Raw genomic sequence first — 21,860 nt, forward strand, 5'->3', positions numbered from 1 at the left:
AAACGTACGCGATTCGGACATAGGCCACAGGCGGGCGGAGCCCCGTAAAAGCGGCTGAGATCGATCCGTCATCGATCAGAGGTGCAGAAGCATCCGACTGTTGCCCAAGGTGTTCGGCTTCACTCGTTCGAGACCGAGGAACTCGGCGACGCCCTCGTCATAGGAACGCAGGAGCTCCATGTAGACATCGGGCTCGACCGCGGTCGCGCCGATCTCGACGAAGCCGTGGTTCGCGAAGAAGTCCACTTCGAAGGTGAGGCAGAAAACCCGGCTCACGCCGAGCAGACGGGCCGTCTCCAACAACTTGGCCAGTACCCGATGTCCGACACCGGCGCCCTTCAACTCGCGATCCACCGCGAGAGTGCGCACTTCCGCAAGGTCTTCCCACATCACGTGCAGAGCGCCACAGCCCACCACCTGACCGTCACCGACGCGTTCCGCGACCCAGAACTCCTGGATGTCCTCGTAAAGGACGACGGGGGCTTTGTCGAGCAGGATCCGTTGCTGCACGTACTGGTCGAGCAGGCGTCGCAGCGCGGGAACATCGCGGGTGCGTGCGCGGCGGATCGTCACGGTATTTGCTTCTGCGGCGGAAAACTCTCCCATGCGGGGGGACGCTATCGCCCCGGCTCGGTCCCGCGCTCGCCGGAGTCCTCTTCGGGTCGCGGGTCTTCCGGGGCTTCCCCGGGCTTCGCGTCTTCTTCGGGTACCGGCTCTTCCGCGGGTACCGGCTCTTCCGGGGCTTCCCGGGGTTCGGGGGCGGTGGCCTCGCCGTCGTGACCGACGATGCGTACGGCGTCGCGGAGGGCTTCGCGCTGTTCCGCCGACATCATGCCGAAGAAGGCCACGAGAGCGGCCGCCGGGTTGTCGCTGGTGGCCCATGCCTCGTTCATCAGTGCGGCCGAGTAGGCGGGCCGGGTGGAGACCGCGGTATATCGATAGGCGCGGCCTTCGGCTTCCCGGCGGACCCAGCCCTTCTGATGGAGATTGTCCATAACGGTCATGACCGTGGTGTACGCGATGGACCGTTCCTGCTGGAGGTCTTCCAGGACTTCCCGAACGGTGACCGGGCGGTTCCACTGCCACACCCGTGTCATCACTGCGTCTTCGAGTTCTCCCAAGGGGCGAGGCACAACAGCACGATAGTGCGGGTTGTGCGGAATTGCCCGACCATTCGGCCGGCAACGCGCGACGAGCCGGTGCCGGGCAACAAAATGGGGCGCACGGCCCGCAGGCCGTACGCCCGTCCCCGAGACTTTCGCCCGGGGTTACTTCCCGGGCTGTCGGGCGGCCTCGGCGGAGGCGAGCACGGCGTCCACGGCCGCGTCCTCCTTCGCCTTGTTGGCACCGCCCTGGCTCTTCACGATCGTCACGACGAGAGCGATGAAGAACGCGGCCATCACGATGGGGGGCACGAGCGCGGAAACGTAGTCCATGCCCCCAGCCTAGCTACCCGGCGGCGCGGCCGTCCGCCGGGGGCCGGCCCGGCGCGGCGGGCTTCCGGCGGGGCGGGAAGACCTCCCCGGGGGTCGGAATGGGGCGCTCGCGCCCGGGGCGCGGCTCCTCCTCGGGGGCCGGGGCGGGTGCGGGCTTCGGCTCGCCGCCCCGTTCGTCCTCGCGTCCGCCGGCGAGGGCCAGCAGTCGGGTGCGGGGGGCGGGCGCCGTCCGCAGCCGGCGGCGTACGGAGCGCTCCGCGACCGCCTGGGCCCGCTCCAGCACGGCGGCGGCGACCGGGTTGGCGCGCAGGGCCCGCAGGGCCGCGAGGTCGTCGGGTACCGGCTCGTAGCCGGCGGCCAGGGCGTCCTGCAGCAGCTCCAGGTAGCCGGAGAGGCTGCCGGGCAGGGCGCCTCTGTAGCGGGCGAGGTCGGCGAGGAGGAAGTCTCTGAGCCTCTCCGCCTCGGCGACCGCGTCGTCCACCGACGCCGCGAGGCGAAGGCAGGCCTGGACCTCGACGGCCGGGAGCGGGGCCGTGGAGGACTGGAGGGCGTGGGCGAGCGAGCGCCTGAGCACGTGCAGCTCGGCAGCACTGAACGCCATGCCGCCGCGGGATCCGTAGGGCGTGGGCATGGGCCGAAGATACGCGCTAATCGGACTAAATCCCCTTAATTGGGGCGGCTACGGCGCGGCGGGATCGGCACTTGCCAAAGTGGAAAGTGCGCGTCACTCTGGAAAGCAGGTGGTGGCCGCCCGGCCGCGCCGACCACGAGGGGGACACCGTGAGCGAGTACACCGAGGCCAAACGGATGGAGAGGGCGGCGCTGCTGAACAGCGGCTGGTACGCGCGCTACCTGTGGGCTTTCGGGGCGGGGCAACTGGTCCTCGTACCGGTGTCCCTGCTCTGGCACGGGGCCGCCCAGGCCGTCGTCTTCGCGACGGCCAACATGCTGCTCGTGGGCGGGATGAGCGTGTACGCGGCGCGGCAGCGGGTGGTACGGCGCGGGTTCGGCCTCAAGCACGGACTGGTCATCGGGACCTGGTCCGTGGTGTTCGCGGCGACGGTGGTCCTGGGCACCGAGGTCTTCCGGGACAACCTGGCGTTCACGGTCGTGGCCGCGGTGGCGTGCGCGCTGCCGGCCGTCGTGGGCGCGGTGACCGAGAGGCGGGCCGCATGAGCACGGAGAAGGAGGGCGCCCACCCCCGGCACGGGCTCGCGCCGCTGTTGAACGCGCCGGTGCGGCTGTCGGTGGTGGCGGCGCTGGCCGCGGTGGACAAGGCCGAGTTCGGCTTCGTGCGGGACCTCGTGGAGGTGTCCGACTCGGTGCTGTCCAAGCAGGTGGCGGCGCTGGAGGAGGCGGGCCTGGTGGCCGTGGCCAAGGGCCGGGTGGCCCGCCGCCCGCGGACCTGGCTCTCGCTGACCCCGAGCGGCCGGACCGTCTACCGGCGCCACCTGGACGCCCTGCGGGCCATCGCGGGTCCGTAGGCGATGCTCCCGGGCCGTCGGAGCCGGCGGCCCGATCCGGGCCGCCGCGGACCGCTCAGCGGCCCGGGGCAGCCCCCTGGCGGCGGCCGGGGGCGGCGGCGAGCGGGGGCAGGAGCATGCCGATGAGCAGTCCGGCTCCGATCCAGACCCCGACGCCGATCGCGACCGCGCCCAGGGCCGGGACCGGTGTCCGGGCGGCCGTCAGCCAGGCGGCGAACACGCCGGCGATCTGCCCCGTGTCGTTGGCGAGGAAGGCGGCCTCCTTGGCCCGCGAGACGGCGCGGATCGCCCTGTGCTGCCAGTGGCCGACGATCCAGAGCACCGGCGCCGTGGCGAGGCCGACCAGGATCGCCTTCCACCAGGTCACCGGGGTGGCGAACAGCAACGTCAGCAGCACCGCCAGGCCGACGGCCGGCGCGAGGAGGATGTAGACGAGGGTGAGCGGGTCCGCCTCGTCCGTTTGGATCTCCTTGCTGAACCAGGCGACGAGCGTGACGCCCAAGGCCGCGGCGACGGCCCAGAACCCGGACAGGGCCCCGAAGCCGAACAACTGGCCGCCGGCCGCCAATCCGGGCAGGAGCGTGCCCGCCCAGGCGGACCCCGGGGAGACCACGACCGACTTGCCCGGCGCGCGCCCGGAAGCGGGGCTGCCCTTCGACCGCGGTTCGGCCTTCGGCTGCGGTTCGGCCTTCGACGGGGCGGCGACCGCGGGGGCCTCCGCCGCGGTCCGGGTCGTCACCGGGGGGCGCGGCTGCCAGGACGGCGCCTTGGTGCGGGCGCCCTGCTCGGGCACCGGCCGGGTCGGCGGCGCGACGGCGGCGCGCAGCAGTTCGGCGGTCCGCGCCGCCGAGTCGGGGCGGTCCGCGGCGTCCTTGCTCAACAGGCTCAGGACCAGCAGGTCCAGGGCCCGGGGGATCTCGGGGCGGCGGACCCGCAGGGAGTCGGGTGCGCGTTGCGCGTGCTGGGCGAGGACCTCCCAGGGGGATCCGGTGAACGGCAGCTCGCCGGCGAGCAGTTCGTACAGGAGACAGCCCAGGCTGTAGATGTCGGTGCGGCCGTCCACCGCGTCGCCGCGCGCCTGTTCCGGCGACATGTAGGCGGGTGTGCCGATCGCCAGGCCGGTCGTGGTCAGTCCCTGCATGCCGCTCTGCCGGGCGATCCCGAAGTCGCAGATCTTGATCCGGCCCCGGGTGGTGAGCAGCACGTTGCCGGGCTTGATGTCGCGGTGGACGACGCCCGCGCCGTGGGCCGCCTGGAGCCCCTCGCATATCTGCGTGCCCCAGCGCACCACGTCCTCGATCGGGGCCCGGCCGGTGGCGGTGCCGAGCGGGCGCCCGTCGACGAGTTCCATGACCAGGTAGACCACGGTCCGGTGGTCGACGACGGTCTCGCCGACGTCGTGGACGGACACCACGTGGGGGTCCGACAGCGCCGCGGCCGCCCGGGCCTCGGCGCGCAGCCGTAACGCGAGCTTGTCGTCTCCGGGCCGGGCGATGACCTTCACGGCGACGGCCCGGCCCAATTCGAGGTCCCGGGCCCGCCACACCTCCCCCATGCCGCCCGCGCCGATGCGGTCGCCCAGCGCGTAGCGGCCGGCCAGGATCGTCCCGTTCATGCCTACCCGTCCGCCTTGACGGCGTCCAGGAACGCGGCCCAGGCGGCGTGCGTCGTGGCCATCACGAGGTGGGCGGGGTCCGAGCGGTCGGCCACCCGGACCAGGGTGCCGGGCGCGGCGGACACGTACACGCAGTTGACGCCGTCGTCGCAGTGGGACGACTTCTGCCAGGTGGGGCGAGCGGTCGTGGTCATGGTGTCTCCTCCGGCGGAAACGGGGTCACGGTGCCTGTCGTGGGCCGACCGTAACCCCCGCGGGGGCACACTTCGGCCATTTCCGTGGAAGTTCCCGCTCACTCGATCGGAAACGCGTACGCGATCTCGTACCGGGAATCGGGGATGACCAGGTCCGCGGTCTCCACCGGGCGGCCGTCCGAGTCCAGGTACGTGCGCTCGATCTCGGTGATGAGCGAGCCGACGCTGATGCCCAGCAGGTTGGCCTGCGCCTGGTTGGCGCGGGACGGGCGCGGTATCTCCAGCACCGAGGCGACCGTGATGCCGATGGACCGCATGCGCGCGACCACGCCGGCCCCGCGCAGCTCCCCGTCCTCCGGCAGGACGACCGGGGTGTCGGCGGTGAGGGCCATCGGCTCCCAGGACTGGGACAGTTCGGCGGGGCTGCCGTCGGCCATGAACTCGTAGCGGGTCATCACGCACGGGTCGCCGGGGGCGATGGCGAGGCGGGCCGCGATGTGTTCGGGGGCCGGGGTGTGGGCGACGGTCCGGGCGTCCCAGGAGGCCGCGAAGCCGTGTTCGAGGGCCTCGGCGCGGAAGGCGTTGCCCGAGTTCGGCACGCGGCGGCGGGTGCGCACCATGCGCATCCGCCGGCGCGGGGTGCGCACGAACGTCCCGGAACCGGCGCGGCCTTCGAGGAGGCCCTCGATGATCAGTCGTTCCAGGGCGCGTTGGGTGACGCTCTGTCCGACGGAGTACTCGGCGGCGAACCGCGACCGGGAGGGAAGCTTGTCGCCGACCTCCCACTCGCCCGCCTCGATGCGGGCCCGAAGGGCGTCGACCACCAGCAAGTACGGTGATTCACGGGGCATTTGGACCATCCTGGAGCGTCGCAAACACGTGCGTCCGACGCCGACAAAGCTAAGGCATCAGGTCGAACCCGACGCGTCAGCCTGACGGCCGGTGAACCGCCGACGCGACGCGAGACGGCGCGAGACGAAACGGAAGGCCCCCGCCGGGTGGGCGGGGGCCTCGTGTCACGCCTCGTCGCGCCGCGGCGTCACTCGAAGTTGGGCGCGTTGCGCTCGTAGACCAGCCGCAGTCCGATCAACGTCAGCCACGGCTCGTGGTCGTCGATCACCGAGGCCTCGCCGAGGACGATCGGCGCCAGGCCACCGGTGGCGATCACGCGGACGTCGTCCGGGTCGCCGGTGGGGCCGGCGAGCTCCTTGGCCATCCGGTTCACGATCCCGTCGACCTGGCCGGCGAACCCGTAGACCACGCCCGACTGCATCGCCTCGACCGTGGACTTGCCGATGACGTTGCGCGGGCGGGCCAGCTCGATCTTGCGGAGCTGGGCGCCGCGCACGCCGAGGGCCTCCATCGAGATCTCGATGCCCGGGGAGATCACCCCGCCGACGTACTCGCCCTTCGCGGACACCGCGTCGAAGGTGGTGGCCGTGCCGAAGTCGACGACGATCGCCGGTCCGCCGTAGAGCTCGACGGCCGCGACCGCGTTGATGATGCGGTCCGCGCCGACCTCCTTCGGGTTGTCCATGAGGATCGGCACGCCCGTCTTGATGCCGGGCTCGACCAGCACGGCCGGCACGTCGCCGTAGTAGCGGCGGGTGACCTCGCGCAGCTCGTGCAGCACCGAGGGGACCGTCGAACAGATCGCGATGCCGTGGATGCCGTCGCCCAGCTCGGTGCCGAGCATCGGGTGCATGCCCATCAGACCCTGCATGAGGACGGCCATCTCGTCGGCCGTCCTGCGCGGGTCGGTGGAGATGCGCCAGTGCTCGACGATCTCGTCACCGTCGAACAGGCCCAGCACCGTGTGGGTGTTGCCCACGTCGATGGTGAGGAGCATCGGTTACACCGCCTCGTGGAGGTCGAGGCCGATGTCCAGGATCGGCGAGGAGTGGGTGAGCCCGCCGACCGCGAGGTAGTCCACGCCGGTCTCGGCGTAGGCGCGGGCGGTGTCCAGGGTCAGCCGGCCGGAGGACTCCAGGACGGCGCGGCCGGCGACCAGCGCGACGGCCTCGGCGGTCTGCTCGACGGTGAAGTTGTCCAGCAGGATCAGGTCGGCGCCCGCGTCCAGGACCTCGCCGATCTGCGCGAGGGTGTCGACCTCGACCTCGATCGGGACGTCGGGGAAGGCCTCGCGGACGGCCGTGAACGCCTGGGCGACGCCGCCCGCCGCGACCACGTGGTTGTCCTTGACCAGCGCCGCGTCCGACAGCGACATGCGGTGGTTGACGCCGCCGCCGCAGCGGACCGCGTACTTCTCCAGCGCGCGCAGGCCGGGAGTGGTCTTGCGGGTGTCGCGGACCTTCGCGGACGTGCCGTCCAGGACGTCGGCCCAGCGGCGGGTGGCGGTCGCGATGCCCGACAGCCGGCACAGGATGTTCAGGGCGCTGCGCTCGGCCGTGAGCAGGTCGCGGGTACGGGCGCGGACGGACAGCAGCACCTCGCCCGCCTTGACGGTGTCCCCGTCCTCGGCGTGCCGCTCGACCTCGAACGCCTCGGTGCAGACCACCGAGAACACGGCCTCGGCGATGCGCAGGCCGGCCACGACGCCGTCCTCGCGGGCGATGAAGTCCGCGACGGCCTCGGCTTCCTCGGGCACGGTGGCGACGGTGGTGACGTCGACCCCGCCGTCGAGGTCCTCGGACAGCGCCATGTGCGCGATGTCCTCGACCTCGATCGGGTCCAGGCCGGCGTCCGCGAGGAGCTCGGCGAGCGCCGGGTCCAGGCCGGACTCCTCGCCGTCACCGCAGGCGCAGTCGTCGCCACAGCCGCCCTCGGCCTGCCCCAGGAGGGGCAGTTCGTCGTGCGCGGTGCGGTCGGTGTCTTCGTGCTGGTGCGTGCTCACGCTTGCTGCTCCTGGCTGAGGGGGTGGGAAACGGGCGGGAAGTCCGCCGAGTCGGTGGGGGTGACGACCAGCGCCCGCTTCTCGGTCGCGGACAGTCGCACGACCAGGTGGCGGCGCCAGTGGGCGTCGTCGCGGTCGGAGTGGTCCTCGCGCCAGTGGCAGCCGCGGGTCTCCTCGCGGCGCCGGCCGGCGGCGACCAGGACCCGGGCCACGCACAGGAGGTTCGTGGCCTCCCAGGTGTCCACGCCCGGTTCGGCGGTCTTGCCGTGCGCTTCGAGGTTGTTCAGGGCCGCGGCGTACAGGTCTTCGAGGGCGGCGGCGGCCGTGGCCAGGGACTCCGCGGAGCGCAGCACGCCCGCGCCGTCCGTCATGATGCGCTGGATCTCGTACCGGGCCTCGGCGGGCTGGAGCGGGCCGGTGGCCGACACGGGGATGCCGGGGCCGCTGCCCGTGAGCGACCGGCGGGCGATGTCGTCCGCGATCCGCTCGGCGAAGACCAGGCCCTCCAGCAGGGAGTTGGACGCCAGCCGGTTGGCGCCGTGCACGCCGGTACAGGCGACCTCGCCGCAGGCGTACAGGCCGGGCACCGTGGTGCGGCCGTGCAGGTCGGTGCGGACGCCGCCCGACGCGTAGTGGGCGGCGGGAGCGACCGGGATGGGCTCGGTGACCGGGTCGATGCCGTGGGAACGGCAGGCGGCGAGGATCGTGGGGAAGCGCTGCTCCCACATCTCGGCGCCGAAGTGCCGGGCGTCCAGGTACATGTGCCGGGTGCCCTGTTCCTGCATGCGGCGCGTGATGCCCTTGGCGACGATGTCGCGGGGGGCGAGCTCGGCCAGTTCGTGCTGTCCGACCATGAAGCGCACGCCGTCCGCGTCGACGAGGTGGGCGCCCTCGCCGCGGACGGCCTCGGAGACCAGCGGCTGCTGTCCCTCGGCGTCGGCACCGAGGAACAGCACCGTCGGGTGGAACTGGACGAATTCGAGGTCGGAGACCTCGGCGCCGGCACGCAGCGCGAGGGCCACCCCGTCGCCCGTGGAGACGGACGGGTTGGTGGTGGCCGAGAAGACCTGGCCCATGCCGCCGGTCGCGAGGATCACCGCGGGGGCGTGGACGGCGCCCACGCCGTCGTGCTGGCCCTCGCCCATGACGTGCAGGGTGACGCCCGCGGTGCGGCCGTCGGCGTCCTGGAGCAGGTCCAGGACGAGCGCGTTCTCGACGGTCTCGATGCCGGCGTCCTGGACGGCCTCCACGAGGGCCCGGGAGATCTCGGCGCCGGTGGCGTCGCCGCCGGCGTGCGCGATCCGGCGGCGGTGGTGGCCGCCCTCCCGCGTCAGCTCTATCTCCCCGGTCTCGGCCGAGGTGTCGAAGACGGCGCCGGTCGAGATGAGGCGTCGTACGGCGTCCGGCCCCTCGGTGACCAGCAGCCGGACGGCGGCCTCGTCACACAGGCCCGCGCCGGCCACCAGGGTGTCGTCCAGGTGCTGCTCGGGGGTGTCCCCGTCGCCGAGGGCGGCGGCGATGCCGCCCTGGGCCCAGCGGGTGGATCCGTCGTCGAGCCGGGCCTTGGTGACCACGACCGTGCGGCGGCCGGCGGCGGCGCAGCGCAGCGCCACCGTCAGGCCCGCCACGCCCGAGCCGACGACGACGACGTCCGCGTCGAGGGACCAGCCGGGGGCGGGGGCGTACAGCCGTATGCCGGTGCCGGCGGCACTTCTGCCAGTGCTCACGAGTGTGCTCCGAACTCCAATGGAATGTTGTCGATCAGCCGGGTCGCGCCCACCTTGGCGGCGACGGCCAACACGGCCCGTCCCGTGAACCCGGGGCCGATGTCGGTGAAGTCCCGGGGGTCGACCAGCGCCAGGTAGTCCAGGGCCAGCGGCGGATCGTGCCGACCCGCGTCCTCCAGGACGTGCCGGGCGGCGGATCGTACGGCGTCGGGCAGGCCGGAGCCGGCCGCGGAGACGGCGTGCGCGTCCGCCGAGGCGCGGATCTCGCCGAGCCGGGCCAGGGCGGTGGCGCGTTCGTCGCTCGCCGGGGAGGCCTCGGCGCGGGCGCGCAGCGCGGCCTGGGCGGCGAGGCGGTCGCGGCCCGCGAACAGGGCGCGGGACAGGGCGAGGGCCGTGCGGCGTTCCGCCGGGGAGAGGTAGCGGTTGCGGGAGGACAGCGCGAGGCCGTCGTCCTCGCGGGCGGTGGGTACGCCGACCACCTCGACGGGGAAGTTCAGGTCGGTCACCATGCGCCGGATCAGGGCCAGTTGCTGGGCGTCCTTCTGGCCGAAGAGGGCCAGGTCGGGGCGGGTGAGGTGGAGCAGTTTCGCGACGACGGTCAGCATGCCGTCGAAGTGGCCGGGGCGGGTGGCGCCTTCGAGGCGGCCGCCCATGGGGCCGGCGGTGATCCGGACCTGGGGGTCGCCGCCGGGGTAGACCTCGTCCGCGGCCGGGGCGAACACCGCGTCGGCGCCGGCGCCGGCGGCGATGCGCAGGTCGGCGTCGAGGGTGCGGGGGTAGCGGTCGAGGTCCTCGTTCGCCCCGAACTGGAGGGGGTTCACGAAGACGGTGACGACGACCTGGCCGTCGGCGCCGGCGAGGTCGCGGGCCGTGCGGATCAGGGAGGCGTGGCCGTCGTGCAGGGCGCCCATGGTCATGACGACGGCGCGGCGGCCGGGGCGGGCGAGGCCGTGCAGTTCCCCGGCGGTGTTCAGGAGCAGGGGGTCGGTCATCGGCGTTCGCCTTCCGGGCCGACGCCGTCGCCGCCGTCGGCGAGCACGCCCAGCAGGTCCTCGGCGAGTTCGGGCTTGAGCAGGCCGTGCGCGAGGGCCCGGTCGGCGGTGGTGCGGGCCATCGCCAGGTAGCCGGCGACGGCGCCGGGGGCGTGCCTGCGCAGTTCGAGGACGTGGGCGGCGACGGTGCCGGCGTCGCCGCGGGCGACGGGGCCGGTGAGGGCCGCGTCGCCGGAGCGCAGGGCGTTGTCCAGGGCGGCGCCGAGGAGCGGGCCGAGCATCCGGTCCGGGTGTTCGACGCCGGCCGTGCGCAGCAGTTCCATCGACTGGGCGACCAGGGTGACCAGGTGGTTCGCGCCGAGGGCGAGGGCCGCGTGGTAGAGCGGACGGCTCTCCTCCGCGATCCACTCGGGTTCGCCGCCCATCTCGATGACCAGGGCCTCGGCGGCGAGCCGCAGCTCGTCGGGGGCGGTGACGCCGAAGGAGCAGCCGGCGAGGCGCTGCACGTCGACCTCGGTACCGGTGAACGTCATCACGGGGTGCAGGGCCAGCGGCAGGGCGCCGGCGCGGCGGGCGGGGTCCAGCACGGCGGTTCCGTACCGCCCGGAGGTGTGGACGAGGAGCCGGCCGGGGCGGATCGCGCCGGTCTCGACGAGGCCCTCGACCAGGGAGGGCAGTGCGTCGTCGGGGACGGTGAGCAGGACCAGCTCGGCCCGCTCCAGCACCTCGGCGGGCGGTACGACGGGCACGTCGGGCAGCAGTCGGGCGGCTCGCCGGCGGGAGGCCTCGGACACGCCGGAGACGGCGACGGGGCGGTGTCCGGCCTGCTGGAGGGCGCGGGCCAGCGCGGGGCCGACCCGGCCGGCGCCGACGACGCCGACGGTGAGCCGTGCGGGGCGGTCCGACGGATCCCTGGGCTCCGTCTGAAGGGGTGCGTTCACGCGGGGAAAGCCTTCCGTTCCAGTCCGCGGGGGGTACCGGACGATACGCCGCCATGCTAGCCCCTGGGCGTGTCGGCCGGTCGGCGATGATCGGGGCATGACTGCTGATGAAGACCGTACGAAGCGGCTGGTCGCGGCGTGGCGCGGAGCGGGGCGGACCCTCTCGCGGAGCCTGCTGGAACCGACGGTGGGCGAGCTGCTCGCGGCCCTGCCGCAGGCGGCGGCCGGCGACCCGGACGAGCCCGCCGACGTGTACGGGGACGGGGTGGTGGCCAGGCTGGAGCAGCGGGTCGCCGACCTGCTGGGGACGGCGGACGCGGCGTTCTTCCCGTCGGGGACGATGGCGCAGCAGATCGCGCTGCGGTGCTGGGCGGGACGTACCGGCAACCCGGTGGTGGCGCTGCACCCGATGGGGCATCCGGAGCTGTGGGAGGGCGGGGCGCTGTCGGTGGTCTCGGGCCTGCGGACGGTGTACCCGACGCGGGACCCGCGGCAGCCGACGCCGCAGGAGGTCGCGGAGGTCGCGGAGCCCTTCGGCACGCTGATGCTGGAGTTGCCGCTGCGGGACGCGGGGTTCCTGCTGCCTTCGTGGGAGGAGCTGACGGCGCTGGTGGACGCGGCCCGGGCGCGGGACGCGGTGGTGCACTTCGACGGGGCGCGGCTGTGGGAGTCCACGACGCACTTCGGGCGGCCGTTGTCGGAGATCGCGGGGCTCGCGGATTCCGTGTACGTGTCGTTCTACAAGTCGCTGGGCGGGCTGAGCGGCGCCGCGCTGGCGGGTTCCGCGGAGCTGGTCGCGGAGGCGCGGGTGTGGCGGCACCGGTACGGGGGCCAGATCTTCCGGCAGTTCCCGCAGGCGCTGTCCGCGCTGGCGGGGCTGGAACGGGAGCTGCCGCGGCTGCCCTCGTACGTGGAGCGGGCGCGGATGGTCGCCGGGGCCCTGCGGGAGGGCTTCACGGAGGCCGGGGTGCCGTGGTTCCGGGTCCATCCGGAGGAGCCGCACACGCACCAGTTCCAGGTGTGGCTGCCGTACGAGGCGGAGCGGCTGACGGAGGCGGGCCTGCGGCAGGCGGAGGAGACGGGGACGGTGCTGTTCCGCCGCTGGTCGGCGGAGGGGCCGCCGGGGTTGTCGATGACGGAACTGGAGGTCACGGAGCCGGGTCTGGAGTGGACCGGGGCCGATGTCGGGGCGGCGGTGGCGGACTTCGTGGCCCGCTTGTAGCGGGCGGAGCGGGGCGGTGCGGGCGGGACGGTGGCCGGCCGGCCGGGCGGGCCCCTCCGGCCCCTTGGGCCCGCCCGGCCGGCCCCGGTCAGCAGGATCGGGGCCGGGAGAAGAGCCGGCGCACGGCCCAGGTCAGCCGGTGGTGGGCGGGGCGGCCGGCGAGGACCGCGCGGAAGCGGGCCCGGTCGCGGGCCTCGCGGAGGACGGCCACGTCGTCGCGGCCGGGCGGCGGCGGCATCGGCGTCCCGTGCTGGGACGCCCGGTAGGTGTCGAGGAGGTACTGCTCGATCGCGCTCATGGGGTCCACCCTCACCCCCTCGGCCGCACCCGTCCGCTCGATTGACGGTCCTCGTCAATCGAACCGGATTCCTGCTGGTGAGCGGCCTGACGGTCGGCTCCCCGGTCACCGGCCCGGGCACCCCCCGGCGAACGCCTGCCCGACCCGCGCCGGACAGAATGGGGCGATGAGCGTCACCATCGACATCGCCGGGCTCCCCGCGGAGCGGATCGCGTTCGCGCCCTCCCCGCTCGCCGAACTCTGCATGGCCCTGCACGCGCTCTCCCAGCCCGCCCACCACCCCGGGCTCCAGTCGTGGGCGAACGCCACGCGGGCCGGGCTCGACCCCTCCCTCGCCGATCGGCTGCTGGAGGCCGACTTCATGTGGCGGAGTTCGTTCTCGGACGTCTTCATGCCCTTCGCCGGGGTGCCCGGTGGCTCGGGCCTGCCCGCCGGGACACTGGCCGAGGAACTCGACGTACTCGACCGGCTGGACGACGAGCGGTTCGTGATCGCCGCCCTGGAGCACTGCTGGCTGGCCCTCTACAACGAGGGCGGTGTGGCCTCCCCGCTCCACGACGCGGCCTCGCGCGCCAAGGCGTTGGACACGGCCGCCGCGCGCGGGCCCCGCCAGTTGCAGTTCTCGCTGCGCCTGTTGGACGACACCGCCGCCGTGCGGGTGTGGATGCGCCGGTTGTTGGAGGACTGCCAAGAGGCCTTCTTCGGCGAGGTCTGGCGGCGGATCGGCCCGCGGCAGGCCGCGGACGCGCGGCACAAGGCGGAGGTGCTGCGCCACAAGGGGTTGCCGGCCGCGCTGCGGGAGGTGTCGTCGGCGTTGAGCGTGGACCGGGCCGGGACCACGATCACCGCCGACAAGATGGTCAACGGTTCGGCGACCGCGACCGATCCCCGGGTGGGGCAGGGACTGGTCTTCATACCGACCCACTTCGGCTGGCCGCACCTGCTGGTCCTGCACGCCCCGGGGTGGCGTCCGGTGGTCCACTATCCGCTCGGCTCGCCCGAGTTGGCCTCCGCGCCCGGTTCGGTGGAGCTGCTCCGACGGCGCATGGAGGCACTGGCGCACCCGATGCGGATGATGCTGTGCCGAAGTCTGGCCCGCGGGCCGTACACGACCAGCGAACTGGCCACGGTCTACGGCATATCCGCCCCCGAGGTGTCCCGCCATCTGTCGGTGCTCAAGAAGGCCGGGCTGCTGCACACGCACCGTCAGGGTCGTTACGCCCAGCACCAGTTGGACGTGACCGCGGTGGCACGCCTCGGATCGGACTTCATGGAAGGCATCCTCCGGTAGGTCGAAACCGGCGGACAGTGGCCGATTAACACCGGCGCAGTTTCACCGATATACGGAATTCATAAACCGGAATCAGTGAAAACTCTGGCCAGAGTGGCCCGTTGCTGTTTAACGTGCGACCACCACTCCCCCTCGCGCACCGTGCGACACCACACGTATGCCTGCACCTGTCGTGAAAGGACCTTCATGCCCTCACGCCGTATAGCCGCAGCCACCGCCGCCCTGGCCGCCGTGGCTCTCGTCTCCCCACTGCTCCTCGCCGGTCCCGCCGGTGCCACCGGCCCCCAGAGCGACGCCGCCAAGGGCGACGCGTTGGCCAAGAAGCTGGTCAAGGAGGCGACCGGCAAGGGCGCCAACAACCACCTGAAGGTCTTCCAGTCGCTCGCCGACTACAACAAGGGCACCCGGGTGGCCGGTTCCAAGGGCCACGTGCAATCCGCCCAGTACGTCGAAGCCGTGCTGCGCGCGGCGGGATACAAGGTCACGAAGAACGAGTTCGACTTCGTGTATGTCGAGACCATCTCGGAAAAGCTCACCGTGAACGGCGACGCCGAACGCGAAGTCCCGATCAACCTGATGACGTACACCGCGAGCGGCCCCGAGGAGGGCATCACGGCGCAGCTCGCCGTCGCCCCCGTCGACGCCGACGGCACGAACGGCTGCGAGCCCGCCGACTTCGCCTCCGGCACCTTCACCGGCAAGATCGCCCTGGTGAAGCGCGGCGGCTGCACCTTCGCGGTGAAGCAGGCGAACGCGGCGGCGGCCGGCGCGGTCGGCGCCGTCATCTACAACAACACCGAGGGCGCGCTGAACGGCACCCTGGGCGCCGCGGACGCGGGCAAGGTCCCGACGGGCGGCGTCACCCAGGCGGAGGGCGAGAAGCTCGCCGCCGAGGCGGCCGCAGGTCCGGTCTCGATCACCCTGGACATCCGCGAGTTGCGCGAGAACCGCAAGACCTACAACGTCGTGGCCGAGACGCGGGGCGGCGACGAGAACAACACCGTCTTCCTGGGCGCGCACCTGGACTCGGTCTCGGAGGGGCCCGGCATCAACGACAACGGGTCCGGCTCGGCCGGCATCCTCCAGGTCGCGCAGCGCCTCGCGAGCAGCCAGACGAAGATCAAGAACAAGGTCAAGTTCGCCTGGTGGTCGGCGGAGGAGTTCGGCCTGCTCGGCTCCGAGGCGTACGTGGCCGGTCTGACGGACGCGCAGAAGAAGCAGATCAAGCTCTACCTGAACTTCGACATGATCGCCTCGCCGAACGCCGCCTACTTCGTCTACGACGGCGACGACTCGGACAAGGTCGGCTCGGGCCCCGGTCCCGAGGGCTCCGCGCAGTTGGAGAAGGGCATCACCGACTTCCTCGACGCGCAGCGGATCCCGCACGAGGGCTCGGACTTCACCGGCCGCTCGGACTACGGCCCGTTCATCGAGGCCGGCATCCCGTCCGGCGGTACGGACACGGGCGCCGAGGGCATCAAGACCGCCGAGCAGGCCGCGAAGTTCGGCGGCCAGGCCGGGGTCGCCTACGACGTGAACTACCACGGCAAGGGCGACGACATCAACAACATCGACCAGAAGGCGCTCGACATCAACGTCGACGTCATCGCGAACGCGGTCGGCCACTACGCCTACGACCTGGCCCCGCTGTCGCAGCCGGTCGCCCCGAAGCCGAGCACGGGCTCGGGCAACGGCGGGGGCCTGCGCCCCGGGCACGACCACCACACCGAGCGGTAGCGAGCGGACGAAGTGAGAGAGGGGTCGGGATCCCGTCAGGGCGTCCCGGCCCCTTCGCCGTACCCCGCCGCTTCGCCGTGCCCCGCCGCTTCGTCGCCGTACCCCGCCGGCCAGGGGGCGATGCCGACCGGCTGGACCAGCCAGCCGAAGTCGCCCAGGCCTCCGCGCGCGGTGAGTTCCGCCGCCTCACCCGCCGCCGACAGGGCGCGGACGTACGCCACCGGGTCCGCCCGGGCCAGGGCCAGGGACGGCCGGCCGCCCGAGACCCCGAGGAGCGCCAGGGCCCGGCGCTGTGTGAGCAGGGTCGCGCCCGGTCCCGCGCAGGCGTCCAGCGCCACGTGGGCGGTGACGTCGCAGCCGCCGTCCGGGATCGCGGGGACCTCCCGGCCCGCGCGGAAGCCGGTGAGGGTGCCGAACGGGGGCCGGGCCTCCCGGGTGTGGGCGTAGTCCACCGCCACCGCCAGGCCCCGTTCCAGGGTCGCGGTCGCCTGCGCCCAGGCCTCGTCGCGGGAGCGGCCGATCTCGGCCCGGCCCGGGGCCGGCCACCATCGCTCCAGCCAGGCCCGGTCCGCCTCCTCCAGGGGCCCGCCGGGGCTCTCCGTGCCGTCGGGCGCGACCGTGACGTAGCGCCCGTCCTCTGCGATCTCCAGCGGCACGTTGTCCAGCCACTCGTTGGCGAACAACAGCCCCGTCGTCCGTTCGGGCGGTACGGGGACCCAGTGGATCCGGGGGTCGAGCCCCTCGGGCCGGGCCGCGCGCTCGACCGCGTACGGACGCACCCGTGCGGCCGTCCGCGCGGGCAGGGCGGCCAGCACCCCGACGAGCAGTTCGCCGCGCCCGGCCCCCACGTCGACCAGGTCCAGCCCCCGGGGGCGCCCGAGGGCCTCGTCCACCGTGAGGAGGAGCCGGGCGACGGCGCCCGCGTACAGCCGCGAGGCGTGCACGGAGGTCCGGAAGTGCCCCGCGGGGCCGGCGCCGCCGGGACGTGTGTAGAAACCGTCGGGACCGTACAGCGCGGCCTCCATCGCGGACCGCCAACGAACCGGAACCGCGCGTTCGCCCTGAGTGCTCATCGACCCAAGGCTAAGCTCACCCTCCACCTTCGGGAGTACTTCATCCCTCAACGGATCGCCCCTCTGGTTGACTCCAGCACCTATCCGCTTTGCCTACTCTGGGTTACGTGCAGCGCCTCTACGACTTCCTCCGCAGACACCCGACGGGTGTCGACAGCTTCTGGGCTGCCCTGCTCTTCGGGGTCTCTCTGCTGGAAGTCACGAACAGCGGTCTGAGCAGCACCGCGACCCGTCTGATCGCCGTCCCCTCGGTGCTGGCGATGAGCGCGGTGGTGGCCATGCGCCGCAAGTGGACCGTGCCCATGTTCTGGCTGGCCGTCGGCACCGGCGTCTACCAGCTGGTGACCCGCACCGATCCACACCTCGGCGACTTCGGGATGCTGATCATCCTCTACACGGTCGCGGCCTCCGCAGACGTCTCGCGCCGGCTGTCCCGGGTGGCGTTCGGCATCGGGCTGACCGCGTCCCCCCTGTACTTCCTGCGCTTCCACGTGGACCGGGGCGCGACCGGCGACAACGTCATCGGCGCCCTCTTCGCCGTCGTGCCCTTCGCCCTCGCCTGGGTCCTCGGCGACTCCGTGCGCACCCGCCGGGCCTACTACGCCCAGCTCGTCGAACGCAACCAGCGCCTGGAGAAGGAACGCGAGGCCCAGGCGAAGGCGGCCGTCACCACCGAACGCGCCCGGATCGCCCGCGAGCTGCACGACGTCGTCGCGCACAACGTGTCGGTGATGGTGGTGCAGGCCGACGGAGCCGCGTACGTCATGGACGTGGCACCGGAACAGGCCAAGGAGGCCCTCCAGACCATCTCCGGCACCGGCCGGCAGGCCCTGGCCGAGATGCGGCGACTGCTGGGCGTGCTGCGCACCGGCGAACCGCAGGAGTCCGAGGACTACGTGCCGCAGCCGGACGTGGAACAGATCGAGGTCCTCGTCGAGCAGGTCCGGGCCGCCGGCCTCACGGTGGACTTCCAGGTCGAGGGCACCCCCCGCCGGCTGCCGAGCGGGGTCGAACTGACCGCGTACCGGATCGTGCAGGAGGCGCTGACCAACACGCGCAAGCACGGGGGCCCCGAGGCGAGCGCCAGCGTCCGGCTGGTCTACTTCGACGACGGGCTGGGCCTGCTCGTGGAGGACGACGGCCGGGGCGCGGCCCACGAACTGTACGAGGACGGCGGCGCCGACGGCGCCGGACACGGGCTGATCGGCATGCGGGAACGCATCGGTATGGTCGGAGGCACCCTGGACGCGGGCCCGCGTCCCGGCGGCGGCTTCCGGATCAGCGCACTGCTCCCGCTCAAGAAGAGATGACGAGGACGAGGTAACCGATGTCCATCCGAGTGATGCTGGTCGACGATCAGGTGCTGCTGCGCACCGGCTTCCGAATGGTGCTTGCCGCCCAACCGGACATGGACGTGGTCGCCGAGGCCGGGGACGGCCTGGAGGCGCTGGAGGTGCTGCGGGCCACCAAGGTGGACGTGGTGCTGATGGACGTCCGCATGCCGCGGCTCGACGGGGTCGAGGCGACCCGGCGCATCTGCGAACCCGAGGAACACCCCAAGGTCATCATCCTGACCACCTTCGACCTGGACGAGTACGCGTTCTCCGGGCTGAAGGCCGGCGCGAGCGGCTTCATGCTCAAGGACGTCCCGCCGGCGGAACTCCTGGCCGCGATCCGCTCGGTGCACAGCGGCGACGCCGTCGTCGCCCCGTCCACGACCCGACGCCTGCTGGACCGCTTCGCGCCGATGCTGCCGACCACGACGGCGGAGCCGCGGAACAAGGACGTGGAACGGCTGACCGAGCGCGAGCGGGAGGTCATGCTGCTGGTCGCGCAGGGCCTGTCGAACGGCGAGATCGCGGCGCGGCTGGTCCTCTCGGAGGCCACCGTCAAAACGCACGTGGGCCGCATCCTGACCAAGCTGGGCCTGCGCGACCGGGTACAGGTCGTGGTCCTGGCGTACGAGACGGGGCTGGTCCGCGCCGGCGGTCTCTAGTGCCGTGGCCGGACCCGGACAGGGGCCCGGTCAGGTCATCCAGCGGTCCGGCCGGGCCGCGGCGCGCGAGGTGCGGGAGCGGGCCGCCTGCGCGGGCAGCAGCGCCGCGGCCTCCGCCGACGGCCGCAGCCGCGCGGTGACGGTGGCGTTCGCGCCGGTGTCCACGTGCAGGTCGGCCACGCCGCGGGCGCGTTCCCAGGGCCCCTGCGTCAGGCGCACGCTCTGCACCTTGGCGTGCGGGACGATCTCCGTGCGGCGGCACAGGCGCCCCTTGCGCGCGGCGAACACGTCCTCGGTCACGGCCAGGCCGTAGCCCTTCCACCACACCGGGACCACCCACCGCGAGCCGGCCCTCGGGGCGGGGCTGAAGGACAGGGCCGCGAGGTCCACGCCGGGCAGGACCCGCGCGATGACCTCGTACGCGGCGGCCCGCGAGGCCACCGGGACCAGCACGTCGTTCTTCGAGCCGGCCACCGCCAGCTCCACCCGGACCCAGTCGCGCCGGCGCCACAGCAGCGGCTCGACGATCCGTACGGTCTGCACCCGCCCCGGCGGCACCGTCTCGTGGGCCCGGTCCAGCAGCCCGTGGTCGATCCGGAGCCCGTCGGGGGATTCGGCGACCGTCCAGTCGTACTCGGTGAGGAACCGGCCGGCCGTGCCGGCCCAGACCCCGCCGAGGAACGGCAGCAGGGTCGCCGCGGTGGCCCAGATGCTTCCGCTGAGCCACCACACGACGACCGGCACGACCAGCCCGGCGAGCAGGGCGGCCCAGACGGCGAGGGTCAGCACCAGCGAGACCACCAGGTCCCTCGGCCGGACCCGCAGCAGTTCGCGTTCCGGGGCCTCGCCGAGCGTCACGGCCTCCGCGGGGGCGAAGCCGGCCGCCCGGGCCAGGAGTTCGGCGCGCAGCGCGACGGCGTCCTTCTCCGCGAGGTAGGCCAGCTCGTCCTTGTCCGCGGTACCGATGACGTCGAGCCGCAGCTTCGCGACGCCGGCGACGCGGGCCAGCAGCGGTCGGGTGACGTCCACGGCCTGGAGCCGGTCGAGGCGGATGTGCGCGGTGCGCCGGAAGATCAGGCCGCTGCGGATGCGCAGTTCGGCGTCGGTGACGGCGTAGTGGGTGAACCACCAGCTCAGGAAGCCGTACGCGCCGAAGACGAGGACCATCCCGGCCAGGACCAGGAGCCGCAGCAGCCCGGACAGGTCCGCGATCCACTCCCCGGCCCGCTCGCCCTGCTGGGCGATGACGCCGATGGTGGCCGCGATCGGCACCCACGCCCGCAGCAGCGGGGTCAGGAAGTGCAGCCGGCGTTCCGGCGCCGCGGTGTCGCTCACAGCCCGGCCGACTTCGCCTCGCCGAGTGCGGACAGCCGGTCGCGGAGCCGTTCGGCCTCGGCCGGGACCAGTCCGGGGATCTTGGCGTCGGTGGCGGCGGCCGCCGTGTGCAGCTGTACGGAGGCCAGCCCGAAGCGGCGTTCCAGCGGCCCCGAGGTCACCTCGACCAGCTGCATCCGCCCGTACGGCACCACGGTCTGCTCCCGCCACAGGACGCCCCTGCTGATCAGCAGGTCGTCGGCGCGCTCGGCGTACCGCCAGGACCGCCAGTTGCGGCCGAGCAGCACCCAGCCCCAGACCAGCACCCCGAGCCACAGCGCCCCGACGGCGGCCCACGCCGGCCCGGCGGTGAGGCCCAGTACGACCGCCGTGAGCGCCGTGAGCACCGTCATCCAGATCACCAGCAGCATGCGCCGGAGCGTGAGGAGCCCGCCCGGCAGCCCCACCCACTCGGGTCCGCTCGTCCCACCCGTTGTCCCGGTTCCCATGCATACACCCTAGGGCTGAGAGAATGCCGCCATGACGGAGACCACGGTCGGTATCGGCGGCGCGGCGGAGAGCACCGACATGGTGCTCAACATCGGTCCGCAGCACCCCTCCACGCACGGCGTGCTGCGCCTGCGCCTCGTCCTGGACGGGGAGCGCATCGTCAGCGCGGAACCGGTGGTCGGCTACATGCACCGGGGCGCCGAGAAGCTCTTCGAGGCCCGTGACTACCGCCAGATCGTGATGCTCGCGAACCGCCACGACTGGCTGTCCGCGTTCTCCAACGAGCTGGGCGTGGTCATGGCCGTCGAGCGGATGCTGGGGATGGAGGTCCCCGAGCGGGCCGTGTGGATGCGGACGTTGCTGGCCGAGCTGAACCGGGTGCTGAACCACCTGATGTTCCTCGGCTCGTACCCGCTGGAGCTGGGCGGGATCACGCCGATCTTCCACGCGTTCCGTGAGCGCGAGGAACTCCAGGCCGTCATGGAGGAGATCTCCGGCGGCCGCATGCACTACATGTTCAACCGGGTCGGCGGCCTCAAGGAGGACCTCCCCGCCGGCTGGCTGGGCCGGGCCCGCGCCGCCGTCGCGGACGTCCGCACCCGCATGGACGTCTACGACAAGCTGGTCCACGGCAACGAGATCTTCCGCGGCCGCACCCGCGGCGTGGGCGTTCTGTCGGCGCAGGCCGTGCACGCCTACGGGGTCTCCGGCCCGATCGCCCGCGCCTCCGGCGTCGATTTCGACCTGCGCCGCGACGAGCCGTACCTGGCGTACGGCGAGCTCCAGGACGTGCTGAAGGTGGTCACCCGGACCGAGGGCGACTGCCTGGCCCGCTTCGAGGTGCTGCTCGACCAGACGCACAACGCCCTCGACCTGGCCGTCGCCTGCCTGGACCGGATGGCGGAGCTGGCGCCGGGCCCGATCAACCAGCGGCTGCCCAAGGTGCTGAAGGCGCCCGAGGGGAGCACGTACGCCTGGACGGAGAACCCGCTGGGCATCAACGGCTACTACCTGGTGTCCAAGGGCGAGAAGACCCCGTACCGGCTGAAGCTGCGCTCGGCGTCCTTCAACAACATCCAGGCGCTGGCCGTGTTGCTGCCCGGGCAGTTGGTCGCGGACATGGTGGCGATCCTGGGTTCGCTGTTCTTCGTCGTCGGCGACATCGACAAGTAGTCC

Annotated in this window: 24 protein-coding genes; 8 read left to right on the forward strand and 16 right to left on the reverse strand. The window is 72.9% G+C overall.

The genetic code is table 11. From position 1 onward, the window contains the following. Positions 1–75: 75 nt before the first annotated feature. From OHA84_RS16850 to OHA84_RS16865, 4 genes are all read right to left on the reverse strand, one after another. Complete coding sequence (locus OHA84_RS16850; RefSeq protein WP_053678397.1) at positions 76–606, reverse strand: amino-acid N-acetyltransferase; 531 nt, start codon at positions 604–606, stop codon at positions 76–78. Positions 607–617: 11 nt separating this feature from the next. Beyond that, positions 618–1,097 (reverse strand): BlaI/MecI/CopY family transcriptional regulator, encoded by a 480-nt coding sequence (locus OHA84_RS16855; RefSeq protein WP_371591399.1) that lies wholly within the window; start codon positions 1,095–1,097, stop codon positions 618–620. Between the two features lie 171 nt (positions 1,098–1,268). Beyond that, on the reverse strand, positions 1,269–1,436 hold the full coding sequence (locus OHA84_RS16860; protein ID WP_199826512.1) for a hypothetical protein: 168 nt from the start codon (positions 1,434–1,436) through the stop codon (positions 1,269–1,271). A gap of 13 nt (positions 1,437–1,449) precedes the next feature. Next, positions 1,450–2,067: a hypothetical protein gene (locus OHA84_RS16865; RefSeq protein ID WP_078998877.1), complete on the reverse strand. Its 618-nt coding sequence runs from the start codon at positions 2,065–2,067 to the stop codon at positions 1,450–1,452. 149 nt (positions 2,068–2,216) lie between these two features. On the opposite strand from OHA84_RS16865, the gene OHA84_RS16870 reads away from it, so the two are divergent. Next, positions 2,217–2,612, forward strand: coding sequence for a hypothetical protein (locus OHA84_RS16870; RefSeq protein WP_159041386.1), 396 nt, complete (start codon positions 2,217–2,219; stop codon positions 2,610–2,612). Further along, a complete protein-coding gene (locus tag OHA84_RS16875; protein WP_053678406.1) occupies positions 2,609–2,920 on the forward strand; it encodes a transcriptional regulator in 312 nt (103 codons plus the stop codon). The genes OHA84_RS16870 and OHA84_RS16875 overlap by 4 nt, the downstream gene beginning before the upstream one ends. 55 nt (positions 2,921–2,975) lie before the next feature. On the opposite strand, the gene OHA84_RS16880 is transcribed toward OHA84_RS16875, so the two are convergent. The 8 genes from OHA84_RS16880 to OHA84_RS16915 all read right to left on the reverse strand — a co-directional run bounded on the left by OHA84_RS16880 (position 2,976) and on the right by OHA84_RS16915 (position 11,243). Next, positions 2,976–4,535 carry a serine/threonine-protein kinase gene (locus OHA84_RS16880; protein WP_266970997.1) on the reverse strand — a complete coding sequence of 520 codons (1,560 nt, stop codon included), beginning with the start codon at positions 4,533–4,535 and terminating at the stop codon, positions 2,976–2,978. 2 nt (positions 4,536–4,537) lie between these two features. Beyond that, the gene (locus tag OHA84_RS16885; protein ID WP_053678410.1) at positions 4,538–4,729 is read right to left on the reverse strand and encodes a DUF397 domain-containing protein; all 192 of its coding nucleotides are present in this window, start codon (positions 4,727–4,729) and stop codon (positions 4,538–4,540) included. A gap of 98 nt (positions 4,730–4,827) precedes the next feature. Further along, positions 4,828–5,580 (reverse strand): GntR family transcriptional regulator, encoded by a 753-nt coding sequence (locus tag OHA84_RS16890; RefSeq protein WP_053678412.1) that lies wholly within the window; start codon positions 5,578–5,580, stop codon positions 4,828–4,830. Positions 5,581–5,768: 188 nt separating this feature from the next. Next, positions 5,769–6,578, reverse strand: a complete 810-nt coding sequence (locus tag OHA84_RS16895) for a type III pantothenate kinase (RefSeq protein ID WP_053678414.1) — start codon at positions 6,576–6,578, stop codon at positions 5,769–5,771. Between the two features lie 3 nt (positions 6,579–6,581). Continuing rightward, positions 6,582–7,535, reverse strand: coding sequence for a carboxylating nicotinate-nucleotide diphosphorylase (gene nadC, locus OHA84_RS16900; protein WP_266974057.1), 954 nt, complete (start codon positions 7,533–7,535; stop codon positions 6,582–6,584). Between the two features lie 44 nt (positions 7,536–7,579). Further along, complete coding sequence (locus tag OHA84_RS16905; RefSeq protein WP_266970994.1) at positions 7,580–9,310, reverse strand: L-aspartate oxidase; 1,731 nt, start codon at positions 9,308–9,310, stop codon at positions 7,580–7,582. Further along, positions 9,307–10,302 (reverse strand): pantoate--beta-alanine ligase, encoded by a 996-nt coding sequence (gene panC, locus OHA84_RS16910; RefSeq protein ID WP_053678420.1) that lies wholly within the window; start codon positions 10,300–10,302, stop codon positions 9,307–9,309. Before panC ends, OHA84_RS16905 begins: the two co-directional genes overlap by 4 nt. Continuing rightward, positions 10,299–11,243: a Rossmann-like and DUF2520 domain-containing protein gene (locus OHA84_RS16915; RefSeq protein WP_053678422.1), complete on the reverse strand. Its 945-nt coding sequence runs from the start codon at positions 11,241–11,243 to the stop codon at positions 10,299–10,301. Before OHA84_RS16915 ends, panC begins: the two co-directional genes overlap by 4 nt. A 97-nt stretch (positions 11,244–11,340) precedes the next feature. Between OHA84_RS16915 and OHA84_RS16920 the strand changes: the two genes are divergently transcribed. Continuing rightward, complete coding sequence (locus OHA84_RS16920) at positions 11,341–12,465, forward strand: low specificity L-threonine aldolase (protein WP_053678424.1); 1,125 nt, start codon at positions 11,341–11,343, stop codon at positions 12,463–12,465. An 88-nt stretch (positions 12,466–12,553) separates the two neighbouring features. On the opposite strand, the gene OHA84_RS16925 is transcribed toward OHA84_RS16920, so the two are convergent. Continuing rightward, complete coding sequence (locus tag OHA84_RS16925) at positions 12,554–12,763, reverse strand: hypothetical protein (protein WP_053678427.1); 210 nt, start codon at positions 12,761–12,763, stop codon at positions 12,554–12,556. A 166-nt stretch (positions 12,764–12,929) separates the two neighbouring features. On the opposite strand from OHA84_RS16925, the gene OHA84_RS16930 reads away from it, so the two are divergent. Both OHA84_RS16930 and OHA84_RS16935 read left to right on the forward strand, forming a co-directional pair. Further along, positions 12,930–14,054 (forward strand): DUF5937 family protein, encoded by a 1,125-nt coding sequence (locus OHA84_RS16930; protein WP_266948027.1) that lies wholly within the window; start codon positions 12,930–12,932, stop codon positions 14,052–14,054. Between the two features lie 186 nt (positions 14,055–14,240). Continuing rightward, positions 14,241–15,791, forward strand: a complete 1,551-nt coding sequence (locus tag OHA84_RS16935) for a M28 family metallopeptidase (protein ID WP_266948029.1) — start codon at positions 14,241–14,243, stop codon at positions 15,789–15,791. Positions 15,792–15,826: 35 nt separating this feature from the next. Here OHA84_RS16935 and OHA84_RS16940 read toward each other — a convergent pair whose 3' ends face one another. Next, the gene (locus OHA84_RS16940) at positions 15,827–16,864 is read right to left on the reverse strand and encodes an SAM-dependent methyltransferase (protein WP_266970990.1); all 1,038 of its coding nucleotides are present in this window, start codon (positions 16,862–16,864) and stop codon (positions 15,827–15,829) included. A gap of 107 nt (positions 16,865–16,971) precedes the next feature. On the opposite strand from OHA84_RS16940, the gene OHA84_RS16945 reads away from it, so the two are divergent. Both OHA84_RS16945 and OHA84_RS16950 read left to right on the forward strand, forming a co-directional pair. Continuing rightward, the gene (locus tag OHA84_RS16945) at positions 16,972–18,174 is read left to right on the forward strand and encodes a sensor histidine kinase (protein ID WP_053678433.1); all 1,203 of its coding nucleotides are present in this window, start codon (positions 16,972–16,974) and stop codon (positions 18,172–18,174) included. Between the two features lie 17 nt (positions 18,175–18,191). After that, positions 18,192–18,860 (forward strand): response regulator transcription factor, encoded by a 669-nt coding sequence (locus OHA84_RS16950; RefSeq protein ID WP_053678436.1) that lies wholly within the window; start codon positions 18,192–18,194, stop codon positions 18,858–18,860. Positions 18,861–18,890: 30 nt separating this feature from the next. Here the strand turns inward: OHA84_RS16950 and OHA84_RS16955 are convergent, their stop codons facing one another. Both OHA84_RS16955 and OHA84_RS16960 read right to left on the reverse strand, forming a co-directional pair. Continuing rightward, on the reverse strand, positions 18,891–20,195 hold the full coding sequence (locus OHA84_RS16955) for a PH domain-containing protein (protein ID WP_266970987.1): 1,305 nt from the start codon (positions 20,193–20,195) through the stop codon (positions 18,891–18,893). Further along, complete coding sequence (locus tag OHA84_RS16960; RefSeq protein ID WP_053678440.1) at positions 20,192–20,683, reverse strand: PH domain-containing protein; 492 nt, start codon at positions 20,681–20,683, stop codon at positions 20,192–20,194. The genes OHA84_RS16955 and OHA84_RS16960 overlap by 4 nt, the downstream gene beginning before the upstream one ends. 31 nt (positions 20,684–20,714) lie before the next feature. Here OHA84_RS16960 and OHA84_RS16965 point away from each other — a divergent pair, with 31 nt between their 5' ends. Further along, positions 20,715–21,857 carry an NADH-quinone oxidoreductase subunit D gene (locus OHA84_RS16965; protein WP_053678442.1) on the forward strand — a complete coding sequence of 381 codons (1,143 nt, stop codon included), beginning with the start codon at positions 20,715–20,717 and terminating at the stop codon, positions 21,855–21,857. Positions 21,858–21,860: the final 3 nt, after the last annotated feature.

The organism is Streptomyces sp. NBC_00513 (assembly GCF_041431415.1).
GTDB lineage: Bacteria > Actinomycetota > Actinomycetes > Streptomycetales > Streptomycetaceae > Streptomyces.

Coding starts and splice junctions, on each gene's coding strand:
- OHA84_RS16855 (WP_371591399.1), bottom strand. CDS start 1,097: ATGACACGGGTGTGGCAGTGGAACCGCCCGGTCACCGTTCGGGAAGTC.
- OHA84_RS16865 (WP_078998877.1), bottom strand. CDS start 2,067: ATGCCCACGCCCTACGGATCCCGCGGCGGCATGGCGTTCAGTGCTGCC.
- OHA84_RS16895 (WP_053678414.1), bottom strand. CDS start 6,578: ATGCTCCTCACCATCGACGTGGGCAACACCCACACGGTGCTGGGCCTG.
- OHA84_RS16925 (WP_053678427.1), bottom strand. CDS start 12,763: ATGAGCGCGATCGAGCAGTACCTCCTCGACACCTACCGGGCGTCCCAG.
- OHA84_RS16930 (WP_266948027.1), top strand. CDS start 12,930: ATGAGCGTCACCATCGACATCGCCGGGCTCCCCGCGGAGCGGATCGCG.
- OHA84_RS16850 (WP_053678397.1), bottom strand. CDS start 606: ATGGGAGAGTTTTCCGCCGCAGAAGCAAATACCGTGACGATCCGCCGC.
- OHA84_RS16880 (WP_266970997.1), bottom strand. CDS start 4,535: ATGAACGGGACGATCCTGGCCGGCCGCTACGCGCTGGGCGACCGCATC.
- OHA84_RS16885 (WP_053678410.1), bottom strand. CDS start 4,729: ATGACCACGACCGCTCGCCCCACCTGGCAGAAGTCGTCCCACTGCGAC.
- OHA84_RS16960 (WP_053678440.1), bottom strand. CDS start 20,683: ATGGGAACCGGGACAACGGGTGGGACGAGCGGACCCGAGTGGGTGGGG.
- panC (WP_053678420.1), bottom strand. CDS start 10,302: ATGACCGACCCCCTGCTCCTGAACACCGCCGGGGAACTGCACGGCCTC.
- OHA84_RS16935 (WP_266948029.1), top strand. CDS start 14,241: ATGCCCTCACGCCGTATAGCCGCAGCCACCGCCGCCCTGGCCGCCGTG.
- OHA84_RS16860 (WP_199826512.1), bottom strand. CDS start 1,436: ATGGACTACGTTTCCGCGCTCGTGCCCCCCATCGTGATGGCCGCGTTC.
- OHA84_RS16940 (WP_266970990.1), bottom strand. CDS start 16,864: ATGAGCACTCAGGGCGAACGCGCGGTTCCGGTTCGTTGGCGGTCCGCG.
- OHA84_RS16920 (WP_053678424.1), top strand. CDS start 11,341: ATGACTGCTGATGAAGACCGTACGAAGCGGCTGGTCGCGGCGTGGCGC.
- OHA84_RS16965 (WP_053678442.1), top strand. CDS start 20,715: ATGACGGAGACCACGGTCGGTATCGGCGGCGCGGCGGAGAGCACCGAC.
- OHA84_RS16875 (WP_053678406.1), top strand. CDS start 2,609: ATGAGCACGGAGAAGGAGGGCGCCCACCCCCGGCACGGGCTCGCGCCG.
- OHA84_RS16950 (WP_053678436.1), top strand. CDS start 18,192: ATGTCCATCCGAGTGATGCTGGTCGACGATCAGGTGCTGCTGCGCACC.
- OHA84_RS16890 (WP_053678412.1), bottom strand. CDS start 5,580: ATGCCCCGTGAATCACCGTACTTGCTGGTGGTCGACGCCCTTCGGGCC.